General features: G+C 69.7%; 10 protein-coding genes. 5 read left to right on the top strand and 5 right to left on the bottom strand.

Annotation, left to right across the window (positions count from 1 at the left end; all coding sequences use genetic code 11):
• The first annotated feature begins 8 nt into the window (after window positions 1-8).
• Complete coding sequence (locus tag G4D85_RS14200; protein WP_164012124.1) at window positions 9-428, top strand: hypothetical protein; 420 nt, start codon at window positions 9-11, stop codon at window positions 426-428.
• A 63-nt stretch (window positions 429-491) separates the two neighbouring features.
• On the opposite strand, the gene G4D85_RS50285 is transcribed toward G4D85_RS14200, so the two are convergent.
• The 4 genes from G4D85_RS50285 to G4D85_RS14220 are packed head-to-tail and all read right to left on the bottom strand — an operon-like array spanning window position 492 to window position 7999.
• A complete protein-coding gene (locus G4D85_RS50285) occupies window positions 492-3383 on the bottom strand; it encodes a HEAT repeat domain-containing protein (RefSeq protein ID WP_164012126.1) in 2892 nt (963 codons plus the stop codon).
• A complete protein-coding gene (locus tag G4D85_RS14210) occupies window positions 3376-4587 on the bottom strand; it encodes a VWA domain-containing protein (RefSeq protein WP_164012127.1) in 1212 nt (403 codons plus the stop codon). Before G4D85_RS14210 ends, G4D85_RS50285 begins: the two co-directional genes overlap by 8 nt.
• Entirely contained in the window at window positions 4584-6914 is a 2331-nt protein-coding gene (locus G4D85_RS14215; protein ID WP_164012129.1) for a DUF5682 family protein, read from the bottom strand. Before G4D85_RS14215 ends, G4D85_RS14210 begins: the two co-directional genes overlap by 4 nt.
• Window positions 6914-7999, bottom strand: coding sequence for an ATP-binding protein (locus G4D85_RS14220; RefSeq protein WP_164012131.1), 1086 nt, complete (start codon window positions 7997-7999; stop codon window positions 6914-6916). The genes G4D85_RS14215 and G4D85_RS14220 overlap by 1 nt, the downstream gene beginning before the upstream one ends.
• Before the next feature lie 229 nt (window positions 8000-8228).
• Between G4D85_RS14220 and G4D85_RS14225 the strand changes: the two genes are divergently transcribed.
• Complete coding sequence (locus tag G4D85_RS14225; protein ID WP_240359258.1) at window positions 8229-9101, top strand: hypothetical protein; 873 nt, start codon at window positions 8229-8231, stop codon at window positions 9099-9101.
• Between the two features lie 46 nt (window positions 9102-9147).
• Window positions 9148-9663 carry a GNAT family N-acetyltransferase gene (locus G4D85_RS14230; protein WP_164012133.1) on the top strand — a complete coding sequence of 172 codons (516 nt, stop codon included), beginning with the start codon at window positions 9148-9150 and terminating at the stop codon, window positions 9661-9663.
• Window positions 9664-9669: 6 nt separating this feature from the next.
• Here G4D85_RS14230 and G4D85_RS14235 read toward each other — a convergent pair whose 3' ends face one another.
• On the bottom strand, window positions 9670-10020 hold the full coding sequence (locus G4D85_RS14235) for a DUF3088 domain-containing protein (protein WP_164012135.1): 351 nt from the start codon (window positions 10018-10020) through the stop codon (window positions 9670-9672).
• Between the two features lie 218 nt (window positions 10021-10238).
• On the opposite strand from G4D85_RS14235, the gene G4D85_RS14240 reads away from it, so the two are divergent.
• Window positions 10239-12206: a DUF4185 domain-containing protein gene (locus G4D85_RS14240; RefSeq protein ID WP_164012138.1), complete on the top strand. Its 1968-nt coding sequence runs from the start codon at window positions 10239-10241 to the stop codon at window positions 12204-12206.
• A gap of 213 nt (window positions 12207-12419) precedes the next feature.
• Window positions 12420-13190, top strand: a complete 771-nt coding sequence (locus tag G4D85_RS14245) for a hypothetical protein (protein ID WP_164012140.1) — start codon at window positions 12420-12422, stop codon at window positions 13188-13190.
• The last annotated feature ends 1 nt before the right edge of the window (window position 13191 follow it).

Consider the following 13191-nt stretch of genomic DNA (forward strand, 5'->3'; position numbering starts at 1 on the left):
CTGAATCCATGAGAGAGACTCCCGCGATGAATGACCCTGCCAGCCCCATTGCACCTGCCTGGAATGCCCGCCGGGTGGCCGTGCGTGCGGTGGTCGTGAATGCTCTCGTGCACCTGTGGTTCCTGTCGGCCGAGATGCTCGCGGCGGGCGGGAGCTCTCTCATGGAGCGGGCGCGCATCTTCACGGACGAGGTGCCCGCGCCACTCAATCCATGGTCCACCGGGTTCCATCTTCCCGCATGGCTCGCGGCTGGATTCACGCTCCGGGGCATCGATGACCGGAGCTCGCTCCTGGCGCTGGTCCTGCCGCAGCTGGCCTTCCTGGTCGTGTCCTCCGCCCAGATGGCGCTGGTGGCGGCGGGCCTCTTCCACGTCTGGGACTGGGGCCGCACCCGGCTCCGCCGGAACCGCACGCGCACGGGTGGCTGAGCAGGGCTCCCGCGTGAGCGTCACCCCCCACGAGGGGTGGCGCTCACGACGGGCCGCTGGGGGCTACGCCTTCACTCCCAGCACCTTCTTCGCCGTGCGGGACAGCGTCTTGTCCGCGGCCACCGCGGGCAGGTTCAGCAGCGCCGTGGCCACCGGCTTCCCGGCGCCGTGCGCGTTCTCCGCCGCGAGCTTCAGGTACACGCCGCATCGGGCGAGAAACTCCGGGTGCTCGCGCGACGCTTCCACCCGCTGGAGCAGCAGCTCCGCCAGCGCGTCAGCGGGAAACTTCTCGAACAGGTTGCGCAGCGCCTGGCGCTCCACCGCCTCCGGGCGGACTTCCGCCAGCCGCACCGCCGGGCCCAGCATGGCGAGGCCACAGGCCTTCAGCGACTCGGACACCACGCCCGGCTTCCAGCCGTCCACGAAGGCCGCCAGCAGCGTCTCCGCCCCGCGCACGTCGCCCAGGACGCCCAGCGCGTACGTCGCCGTCTTCGCCTCCTCGTCGTCTCCGGACCGCGCCTCCACGCTGCCGACGAAGCGGTCCATCACCTCCGAGTCCCCCAGCCACGCCAGCGCCATGGCCGCGCGGCGCCGCACGTCGCGAGACGGGTCCCCGTACAGCACCTGCCGCAGCACCGGCCACGCCACCGTCAGGCCCAGCGCCTCCAACTGGTCCACCGCGCCCACCCGCGCTTCCTTCGTCGACTCCGTCAGCGCGCGCTGCGCGTGCGGATGGATGCGCTCCCGGCGCGTCTTCAGCAGCGCCGCCACGGCCTCCGGGCCCGCCTCGCGGGCGCGCACGTCCTCCAGCACCTCGCGCGAGTACAGCCGCAGGCCCGCGTCGTGCCCCTTGCGCGTGAGCGCGTCCAGCAACTGCCTCGCCTCCGAGCCGCCCAGCATGCCCAGCACGCGAATCGCCGTGCGGCGCACCATGCGACTGTGGTGCTCGGCGAGCGCGGACTTCGCCACCGCCAGCGCCTTCTCGCGCGAGCCCGCCGCCACCGCCCTTGCCACGAAGGCGCTCGCCGCGCCGTCGCTCCAGGCCGGGTACAGCTCACCCAGCAGCGCGTCCGGGTTCATGCTCGCGTAGTAGTGCGCCGCGTGGGCCGCCGCCTCGTAGCGCGTCAGCTCGCCGCGCGCCCGCTTCAGCAGCGCCTCACCCGGGGCAAGCGGCACCTCGGGCTTGCGCACGTGGATGCTCGGGTGCGTGGGCACCGGCTGCAGCGCGCCGCCGTCCACCTGCACCGCGCCCGCCAGCCGCACCAGGGCGATGCCCAGCACCTGGTACACCTTGATGAAGTCGTCCAGCCGCTCCGCCGCGTCGGGCCGTCCCGCCAGCGCCTCCAGCAGCGCCGCCGGCTTCTCCAGCCCCAGCTCCCGCAGCCGCGCCACCAGCGGCTCCATCGCGCGCGAGGACAGCGCGGGAAGCCCGTTGGCGAACTTCTCCGCCAGCTCGTCCCGCACCTCCGCCAGGGCAATGGCCGCGCGCGACGCCCCCGCCGCCCGCGCGGCGTCCGACCAGCCGCTCCGGGGCACCGCCACCGGCGCCGCTGGCCGCGAGCCTCCTCGCCTGCGCGACTTGAAGGCCTCGCCCTCCAGCTTGCCCAGGCCGCGCAATTCCAGGCCCTCCGGTGTCTCCACCACCACCGCCAGGGGGAACAGCGTGGGCAGCGCCGCCTCCAGTCCCACGTCTCCCAGCACCACCTTGAGCTTCGCGCCCTCCAGCGCCGCCGACAGGGGCTCCTCCAGCGTCGCGTCCGCCGGGAGGAACAGGCCCCGGTCTCCGGAATCCACAAGTTGCGAGCGCTGCCCGCTCGCCAGCAGCGTCTCCACCTTCAGCGTCACCGGGAGCAGGTCCGGCGCGAAGACGTCCTTGCGGTGCTCCTGGAAGGCCGTCAGCGCAGCGCCCACGTCCGGCAGCGCCACCTCCACCAGCAGGCGCAGCGCGGACTCCTCCAGCGGGAGCTTCTGCATTTCCGCGTCGAGGTCCAGCCGGTGCGGCGCGAAGCCCGGGTACTGGCCGCCCTTCGCGCCCTCCAGCACCCACCCCGCGTGGCTCTTCTTCGGCTCCACGCTCTTGAGGAAGGCGGGGAGAATCTGCTTCTCCGCGTAGTGCTTCCCGGACGCCAGGTCCACGAAGCGGCTCTCGCGCACGAGGAAGTTGTCTGGCGTGGTGCGCGTGGTGAACGCGTACTCCACCAGCGACAGCCCCTCCACCGGCGCGCGGTCCTTCTTCGTCCACGTCTTCCCAATCAGCTCCTCGACGTAGCGGTCCTCCAGCGCCTCGCCGCCCAGGTGCTTCTCCACCTTGCGCACGGTGAGCAGCATGTCCGCCACCAGGTCCGCGTACACCGGCGCCTCGAAGGTGCCCGTGCGCGCCACCGCCTGGTCCAGCAGCCCCGCCACCTGCACCGTGCTGGCCGACAGGCGCCGCAAGCCGTTGGCCCGCAGCGCCTCGCCGAGCTGGCGCACCTGCTCCGGCCGGTCCGCGCCCAGCGACACCACGCCCGACAGGCCCAGCTCCCGCACCAGCGTGGACACCTGCGCCACGCCCGCCTTCATCAAGTCCGCGGTCTCCGTCTTGCCCTTCTTGACGCTCTTCTTCTTCGCTCCGTCCGTACCGCCCGCGGGCGCCGAGTCCGTGGTGACGAACGCCTCCGGCGCCCGGGCCCACGCCACCAGCAGCGCCGCCGCGTGCTTGCAGAAGGGCCGCGAGCGCGCGGCCATGCACGAGCAGCGCCCCTTCACCTCTCGCCCGTCGCCGAACACCAGCGACACCTTGTACGGCGAGGCTCCCGAGCCCATCGCATCCGCGAAGAGCCGGTTCTCGTACCGTGACAGGTTGGACAACTGCTTGCCGTCGAAGAGCTGCGCGCCCTTGGCCAGCTCCGCGCGGTCGCTGATGATTTCCGTCAGCGCCCCGAGTCCCCCCGACAGCTTCCGCACCTCAGCCATGGCGCGCCTCCTTGTCGGCCGCCAGCAGCGGCCCCAGGTCCTGGTTGCGCATCACCCGCTCCACCACGTCCACCAGCTTGCGCGGGGTACACCCGAAGCACGGAATCCCGAGCGCGGTGAGCTGCTCCGCCATGGCGTGGTCGTACGAGGGCTTGCCTCCGTCCGACAGCGCCAGCAGGCACAGCACCTTCGCCCGCGAGTCCACCAACTGCCGCAGCCGAGCCACCAGCTCCTCGGCGTTGCCGCCCTCGTACAGGTCGGTAATCAGGATGAAGAGCGTCTTCTCCGGCCGCTGGACGTGGTTGGCCTGCGCGTACGCCACCGCGCGGTTGATGTCCGTGCCGCCGCCGAGCTGCGCCGTGAAGAGCACCTCCACCGGGTCCGCCAGCATGGGCGTCATGTCCACCACCTCCGTGTCGAACAGGACGAGGCTGGTGCGCAGCACGTCCAGCGACGCGAAGATGGCCGCCATGACCGAGCTGTACACCACGCTCTCCGCCATGGAGCCGGACTGGTCCACCACCAGCGTCACGTCCCACTCGTGGTGCCGCCGCTGGTTGGGCCAGAAGTAGAAGCGCTCCGGAATCAGCCGCTTGCGCTCCGCGTCCCAGCCCTTCAGGTTCTGCCGAATCGTGCGCTTCCAGTCCATGTTGCGCGCAATCGGCAGCGGGCTCGTGCTGTTCCTCTTCAGCGCGCCGAAGACCGCCGTGCGGACGGAGGACTCCAGCTTCTTGCGGAGGTCATCCACCACCTCGCGGACAATCTGCCGGGCGATGTCCTTCGCCTGGTCCGGAATCAGCCCACGCGCGCTGACCAGCGTGGTGACCAGCTCCACGTTCTTGTCCAGGAAGGGCAGCGTCTCCGGCTCGAAGAGGAGCTGCGTCAGCCCCTTCTTCTCAATCGCATCCTTCTGGACGAGCGCAATCACGTCGTCGCGGAAGAAGCTGCGCAGCGCGCCCAGCCACTTGGGGATGTACGGCCGCGAGCCCGCGGAGTTCGCGCTCTTCTCGCCGTAGACGAAGGAGAGCGCGTCATCCAGCTCCTCCAGGTCTCCCTCGCCCACACCCACCGCGCCCGCTCCGCCCGCGAGCCCGTGCAGCGAGGGACACGCGCCCGTCTTCTCCGCCGCCGGGCCCAGCGCCAGCCGCCAGCGCAGGAGCGCATCCCGGTCCTTCTCCGACAAGTCCTTGGGGTCCACGCTCATAGCAGGTCGTCCAGGTCATCGAGCGCCTTGCCCAGCTCGGCGCTCATGTCCTTGAGCTTCTCCTTGTCCTTCTCTTCGAGGACGCCCTTCGCCGCCTGCCCCTTGGCTCCGAGCTGGCGCACCGCCACCACGTTCTCCATCAGGTAGCGGCGCTCCGTGGAACCCAGCGGGCCCAGTGCTCTTCTCAATACCGGCAGGGTCTGACGGAAGCGCTCGGCCTCCACGCTGGAGAGGAAGTCGTCCAGCGCCTTCACCACCTCACGGCTCTTCACCAGCACCAGCGCGTTCACCTGGAGGAAGCCCTCCAGGTACGCCGCGCCCGCCTCCGGCTCCACCGCCAGGGACAGCCGCCGCCCCACCTCCAGCGCCACGTCCGACTCGGACAATTCCTGCGCCAGGTACAGCAGGCCCGTGGCGAGCCCCGAGGTCGCCGGATGCACCGCGTGGCTCTCCATCAGCCCATGCGCCTCCGTCAGCCAGCCGGCCTTGTCCGCGCGGGGCTGTGCGAAGGCCACCTCGTGCAGCGTGCGCAGCGCCTCCAGCACCGGGCCCACCGCTTCCGGCCCGCAGGTGCTGGCGTCATGCACCCGCAGCAGTGCGCGGCCGAAGGTCTTCTCGCACAGCACCGCCACCGCTTCGTCGCCCACGTCCGCGTGCGCGCGGGACGTGCCGTACGCCACCAGCCCGGACAGGGCCCGCGCCGCGGAGGCGAGGGACGGCAGGTCCGAGTCCGTGGCCGCGTGCGCGTCACACGCCCGCAGCGCCGCCGCCACCGTCTGGGGGCAGCCGGTAATCACCGACTCCAGCAGCACCTCCGCCGCCGCGGCCGTGGCCTTCGCCGCGGCCAGTCGCTCCTGGAGGACTCGCGTGGTCACCGCCTCCAGCGTGTCGCCGAGGACAATCTTCTCCACCAGCGCCACGTCCGTGGACGGCGTCCACTGTGCCTGCCAGGACTCACGCACCCGGGTGAGCGCGGCGTAGCCCCCGGCCTCCTTGGGCGGCGCACCCCGCTGCTGCCCCGCGCCCTGGAGAGACGCGTACGGAATCTCCGCCACGCGCAGCCGGTGCAGGAACACCGAGGAGCCCACCTCCACGTCGTTGTTCAGCCGCAGGGAGAAGGTCTCCGGGCTGTCCGTGCGAGGCAGGCGGCGTGCTTCCACCTCGCGCCAGAACTCGGCCTGCAGGGAGTTCTGGCCGATGCGGCTCGCCACCCGTCCCACCTGGTGGCCGATGACGCTCTTCCACAGGAAGCCGTCCACGTGCGTGGCGTCTCCCCGGCACAGCACGGCCACCGTGGCCTCGCGCAATTCGTCCAGACCCGGGGCGCTCTTCTCCCTCAGGTCCGCCAGCGTCAGCGCCAGCCGGTATGCCTCCAGCACGTCCGCCAGCGACGCGGTGAAGCCTCGCGTGCGCAGGTGCCCCGCGAAGTCGATGAGCACCTCCAGCGTCGCGCGCCGGAAGTCGCACTTCGCCTCATGGGCCTTCTGGTAGAAGTGCGGCGCCCGGTTGCCCGCGCCATACCCGAGCTGCTCCGCCAGCCGGGGGAAGCTGTACGGAATCACCGTCACCGCGCAGGGCACGCCCTTCGGCAGCTTCGCCTCCAGCGCCGCGTCCACGTCCCCGGCGAGGAAGGCCGCCACGTGCGCCGCGCCCGCCACCACCGCCACCTTCTCCGGAGGCACCCCGCTCGCCACCACCTCCAGCACCTTGCGCGCCATGAAGGCGTCACGCCAGCGGTGGTACTCGCGTCGGGGGCCCGCGTTCAGCACGTCCGCCCAGGCCAGCAGCACCGGACGGAAGCCCTCGGGCGTCCAGTCCGGCGCCTCGAAGAGGGCCTCCCACAGCTCCTCGAAGGAACGGTAGCCGCGCTCCTTCGCGAAGCGCTCCGAGATGGGCTCCTCCCATTCGGACTCGGCGGGGGCTCCGTGCGTGGCGGCGGACTCGGTTTCGTCCTCCTCGACTCCGGGCTCCTCGCCTTCCTCGTCGCGGTCCACTTCCAGGCTGACGCCGACGGGGATGTCGATGAACTCCGCGCGGGCCTTGTTCGCCTTCGCCCACTGCAGCGCCGCGTACTCCGGCGAGTACGCCGCGAAGGGCCACAGCGCCGAGCGTGGCGTGCCGTCCGTCCGGTAGCCCAGAATCGCCACCGGCGGCTTCGTCGCCTCGTCGCACAGCACGTCCACCAGGCCCGAGGCATCACACGGGCCTTCCACCAGGATGACTTCCGGCCGGACACGTTCCAGCCACCGGCCCAGCACCGACGTGGTGCGCGGCGAGTGGTGGCGCACCGGGAACAGGTGCACCCGGGAGAGCAGGGCGAGGTCCATCAGCCCCTCAGCAGCTTCTTGCTCGCGGTGTACAGCTCCTTCCACGCGCCCGTGCGGCTCTTGGCCACCGTCTCCATGTACTCGCGCAGGGCCTTCACGTCGTCCTCCTGCTCCTTCACCACCGCGCCCATCAGCGACGCCGCCAGCTCATGCGCCGTCACCTTCCCGCCGCCGAACTGCTCCGCGAGGATGGAGCTGTTGAAGAGCACGCTGATGGCCTCCGCCGTGGACAGCACCGCGCCCGGCGTGCGCACCTTCGTCTTTCCGTCCTTCGTCACGCCCTTGCGCAGCTCCTGGAAGAGCGTCAGCAGCATGCGCGACAGCTCCTCCGGCGGCGGCACGCCCACCTGGTAGTCATTGCGCAGCTCGGCCTCGCGCTTGGTGACGATTTGAATCTCCTGCTCCAGGTCCTCCACCACCGGCACGGTGACGAAGTTGAAGCGGCGCTTGAGCGCGGCGCTCATCTCATTCACCCCGCGGTCCCGCGTGTTGGCGGTGGCAATGAGGTTGAAGCCCCGCTGCGCGCTCACCACCTCGCCCAGCTCGGGGATGGAGACCTGCTTCTCCGAGAGGAGGGAGATGAGCGCGTCCTGAATCTCAGGCGAGGTGCGCGTCACCTCCTCGAAGCGGGCGAACTTGCCCGACTTCATCGCGCGCAGCACGGGGGAGGGGACCAGCGCCTCCGGTGATGGGCCCTGCGCTAGCAGCAGCGCGTAGTTCCACGAGTACTTGAGGTGGTCCTCGCTGGTGCCCGCGGTGCCCTGGACGATGAGCGCCGAGGTGCCGCTGACGGCCGCGGACAGGTGCTCCGACAGCCAGCTCTTCGCGGTGCCGGGCTCACCCACCAGCATCAGCGCGCGGTCCGAGGCCAGCGTGGCGATGCACACCTGGATGAGGCTCTTGTCGCCGATGTACTTGGGCGTAATCGGCACGCCCCCCACGGGCTTGGGGCTTCCGAGGATGTAGGTCTCCACGGCGCGAGGTGACAGCGCCCAACCTGGTGGGCGGGGCTTGTCGTCCTGGGCGACGAGGGCTTCCAGCTCGGTCTTGTACTTCGCTTCGGCGGGCAGGCGGATGTCCGGCATGCAGAGGAAGCTATCCCCTCGGTCTGACACGCGGCAAACGGCGCGAGGGCTTCGTGAGTCGTCATCGATACAACCCGGGAAGTGACCTCACGGGTGTCCGGTTCACGGCCCGTGGCAAGGTGGGTGGAGCGCGCTCCGTTGCCGGTCCGTCAGGCCCGGGGCGCCACCACCGTCAGCCGCTGCCCGCTGAAGGATATGAACCCCGTCGAAGGAGGTCTCCTTGCCCCTGATGATGGATGTGTTCCACGTGCTGCGTCCCACGAAGGCGCTGGTTGAGTGGCTGAAGGAGCGGGACGTCCCCGCGTGGATGGACCTGTACCGGCCGCACGTCTGGAGCGAGATGGGGTTCCACGGGGACCATGACTACGTGGGCCAGGGCGAGGACGGGGTGACGTTCCTCAAGCTCGCCGTCCTCGCGAACTTCCTGGACCGGTTGGAGAGCGCCACGTTGGCTTCCTCGCGAGAGCTGGAGGCCCACGACGCGGTGACACGGCGGGTGCTCACGGAGCTGCTCGGGCCACCGCCGCTGACCGTGGAGACCTTCGACCGCTGGTGGGTCCTGGAGTGCGCGGAGGGGCTGCACTCGGTGGAGTCCACGCTGGCGCACACCCCGGTCCGCACGCTGCGCCAGGTGCGCGGCCCGGAGCAGCGCAGTCCCACCGTGGAGGCCCATCGGTCCTCCTATGCGGCGATTGCCATCAGTGGCGGGCCGCGCCCTGTCGGCGCGTGGTGGGACGACGCCATTCGAGCGCGTGACGAGGACGCGCCGCGACTCCAGTGCGCCGTGAGCTGGGTGCTGGAGCGACTGGCGGAGAAGACGCCCCACCGCACCTGCTCCGTGTGGACCCGCGCCTTCTCCCTCGATGTCCCCGTCGAGGACGTCCTCCACGTCCCGGGCTGGACGCTGCATGGCCGGGACCTCGCCCGTCACGAGGGCATCCAGCTCACCCTCGAGAACTTCGAGTGGGGACTCGAGACGTGGACCTTCGCGTACCAGGTCTACGCGGGGGCGCGCAGGGCGGCCCTGTCTGGAGCCGCGTACCTCGAACTCGAAAAAGATGAGCACGGCTGGAAGGTCCGCTCTGGGAGCCTGAAGCCCTGACGAATGCATGTGGCGAGCGAGGGCCACCCGGCACAAGCTGTCGGCCATGCTTCAGGCTTTTGAGAGCACGACGACCGAGCGGCTCTTGCTCCGCCGCATCCGTGAGAGCGACCTGGAGGCGCTGTTCGCCCTCCACTCGGACCCGGAGACGAACCGGTACAGCCCGTCGCCCATGCGCACGCTGGACGACGCCCGGACGCGGATGGCGCTGTGGCTGGCCGACTGGTCGCAACACGGCGTGGGGTACTGGCTGGTGGAGCGGCGCGAGGCCCCCGGAGCCGTCGTGGGACTCGGGGGCGTGCGCTACAAGGAGTTCGAAGGCCAGAAGGTGCTGAACCTCGCCTACCGCTTCACGCCCCAGGCATGGGGCACCGGGTATGCGACGGAGGTGTCGCGCGTCGCCCTGGAGCTGGCCCGGAAGCACCTTCCGGACGTCCCCGTGGTGGCCATCATCAGCCAGGAGAATGCGCCGTCCATCCGCGTAGCGGAGCGGCTCGGGCTGCGGCTCGACCGCGTCATCCAGTACGAAGGCATCCCGAGCGGGGTGTACGTGGTCGGGTGACGGCGCTCAGGGGTGCGGCGCGGCGATGCCGAAGCGGGCGGAGAGCCAGCGGGCGATATCGTCCTTGCCGCGGATGAACCGGCGGCCCTCGTGGCTTCCCGTCGCGCAACCGTGGTCGTCCGAGCCGTCGCCGAGCACCACCAGGGGCAGAGACTGGTGCTGCTCTCCGACCAGCGCCACCACCTCGGCGCGAGGGCGCTGCCAGGCGATGCGCCGCACCTCCAGCCCGCGCGCGACCTGGGGGAAGTAGCCGAGCACACCTTCAAATTGCGCGCAGTGCTCGCAGTAGAAGCGCGTGCCCGGATACGCCGGGTCCTCGAAGCCGGGAGCGAGCAGGAACAGGATGTCGGAAGGCATGGAGGGCACCTGACCTTTCGGCGGGTAGAGCGCCGGGGGGAGGGTTGTGAGGCTTCAAGGGGCGGCGGGCGCATCGTCCGATTCTACCCACCCGTGCCCGTGGCCCTCCCCGCCATGCCGACGTCGCGGCGGGGTTGGTTCTGTTATGTCGCGGTAAGCCTGGATTTCTGTTCTGAAGTCCCTGGCTGCATCGACACCCCAAGAGGAGGACACGAGCGATGACTCGCGCGAAGAGCTGGGAGCGGACCCTGTTGCTTCATGCCGTGCTGCTGTGTGGGCTCACCGGGAGCGCCGGTGCGGTGACGCCGACGGGGGTGACGAAGGTGTCTCGCGTCACCGGCGCGACGCCCGCTGGAGAGTTCATTCCGAATCCGAACCAGACGCATACGAACCACGAGGTGTACGGGACGGACCTCGGCATCGTCTGGGACAAGGGCGGGGGCGAGGTCTTCGTGCTGTTCGGCGACACGTTCGGCGTGGGTTGGTGCGGCAACGGCGGCTGTGGCGGGGGCTGGCGCAGCAACGTGCTCGCCCGGTCCTCCGACACGACGCTGTCGAACGGACTCACGTTCTCCACGATGATTCAGGACTCCGCGCGGCACGCGAAGGAAATCCTGCCGTCGAAGAAGGTCAATTACGACGAGATGACGGTCATCCCCACGGCGGGAGTCACCGTGGGCTCGCGGCACTACATCCATTATATGTCCGTCCACCACTGGGGGGACCCGGGGATGTGGTCCACGAACTACGCGGGCATCGCGTACTCGGACGACAACGGGCAGAACTGGGTGAAGCACCCGAGCGCGCGGTGGCAGAACAACGCCTCGTGGACGAACAACTTCCAGATGGCCGCCTTCGTGAAGAACGGCGGGTTCGTCTACATGTACGCGACGCCGAACGGCCGCTACGGCAACGTCCACCTGGCGCGAGTGCCCGAGGGCTCGCTCCTGGACATCAACGCGTACCGCTACTGGGATGGGAATGGCTGGTCCACGTCCCAGGCGGCGGCGCGGCCTGTCGCCATCGGCATCGCGGGAGAGCTGTCCGTCTCCTACAACGCGGCGCTGGGCCGGTTCATCATGACGTACCTGAACGAGTACCGGCAGGGCGCGGTGATGCGCGATGCGCCCACGCCGACGGGCCCGTGGAGCGGTGAGAAGATGCTCGCCAGGTCGAGCGTGTTCCCCGGCCTCTACAACGCGTTCATCCACCCCTGGGGGAACACCGCCACCGAGCTGTACTTCGTCATGTCCCAGTGGACGCCCTACAACACCTTCCTGATGCGGGCGACGCTGGTGGGCGACACGCAGGGGAGCAACCTGCTCTCCGAGCCCGGCTTCGAGACCCAGGAGGCGACGCCGGTGATGGCGCCCTGGTCCCTGCAGGGCGGCGGCGGCGTGGACCGCAACCTCGGCACCGCGCGGACGGGACAGGACAACGGCTTCGTGCGCGCGAGCAGCGGCTGGAATGCGCTGAAGCAGAGCGTCGTCGTCCAGCCGCATACCGACTACACGCTGCGGGGCTGGGTGCGCACGTCCGGCAACAGCACGGAGGGGTACTTGGGGGTGAGGGGGCCGAGCAATGGCCCCATCCTGGGCGAGCGGCTCTTCGGCTCGCTACCGGGCTACACGGAGCAGGTCGTGAGCTTCAACTCCGGGGGGAACTCCGTGGTGGAGGTGTATGGCGGGCTATGGGCCAATGGGGACACGTGGCTCCAACTCGATGACGTGAGCCTGACTCGGGGGGCGAACCTCGTGGGCCATGCGGGCTTCGAGCAGCAGGCGTCCGCGAGCGCGTCTTCACCGTGGTACGCGGAGGGCAACGCGGGCATCGACCGGGGCCTCGGGTTCGCGAGGACGGGGGCGAACAATGCGTGGGCCCGGAACACGGAGGGGTGGAACGCCATCAAGCAGGAGGTCGGCGTGACTCCGAACACGAGCTACACGCTCAAGGGCTGGGTGAAGACGTCCGGCGCGCACAGTGAAGGCTACTTCGGTGCGCGCATGCTCGGCGGTGGCCCCATCCTCGGTGAGGTCCTCTTCGCCCAGCCGCTGGGCAGCTACACGCTGCTGACGGTGACGTTCAACTCCGGCGCGAACCACAGCGTGGAGCTGTTCGCCGGGATGTGGGCCCACGACACGGATACGTGGATTCAGGTGGATGACGTGAGCCTGACGCGGAACTGAGTGACGCGGCCCGCCCTCATGAGCTTGCTGCCGCGGAGCGCGCGGCAACCGGTGACGCTCGGCATCCGTCAGCTTCAATTCTCCGCCCTGGCGAGGCACTCGCCGTTCCTTTCTCACAACAGCAGGAGCGGCAACTCTGCCTGACAAGACTTAGAGCCCTGACAGAAGCCCTCGCTTGGGTCAGGCGCTCTAAACAACCAGGAAGAGTGGATCATGATGAGCGTCCCACGGTTTCACGGAATCGCGACGGTGGCCTGCGCACTCGGCGTTGCCACCTCGGCACTGGCAATCAGCCCGAACACGCGCGGAGCGGAGGCTGAGCCTCTGGACCGCGCGGGGGTGGCCGCCCGCAAACCGTACAAGCACGAGGCCTTGCTGGCCTCGCCCGCCGAGACGGACTTGTCCGAGAGCACCTCGCCGGAGCTCCAGGCCGAGCTGAGGCGCCTGCCGGCTGCCTATGACATGGACCGCCTGCCAGTCATCTACGACAAGAGCGGCAAGCTGCGCGTCGTGGAGCATACGGCCGCTCCGAAGGGCAACCCGGAGCTCAACCTCAGCAGCTCGAACCGGGTCTCCTTCAGGGTGGGTTTCGATGACTTGAACACCTACCATTGTTGGAACTTCACGCTGCCGAGCTACATGACCGACGTCGACGGTGGAACGATCCGGCTCATCATGCAGCACGAGATCGACGGGCTCGACCAGGTCCGGGTCATCGACGAGCACATCGGTACCGAGTACCACAACAACGACTACGGAAACCGCGGTCGCTTCCATGGTCGGTATGGCTGGACCCGGCAATCGGGCGGAGGCGAGTGGTCCTGGATCCTCGGTGATGGGTCACCCAGCAATCTCGCTGCGGCCTGGGACTGGGCGTGGATCGTGGATTACGGGTTTCCGTTTCACACGGGCGTGCTCGGCGGGGACAACATCCGGATCTGCTCACACCCTCACGTGACCACCCGCGTGAGCCTCATGGACTGAT

It is taken from the genome of Pyxidicoccus trucidator (assembly GCF_010894435.1).
Lineage (GTDB): Bacteria > Myxococcota > Myxococcia > Myxococcales > Myxococcaceae > Myxococcus > Myxococcus trucidator.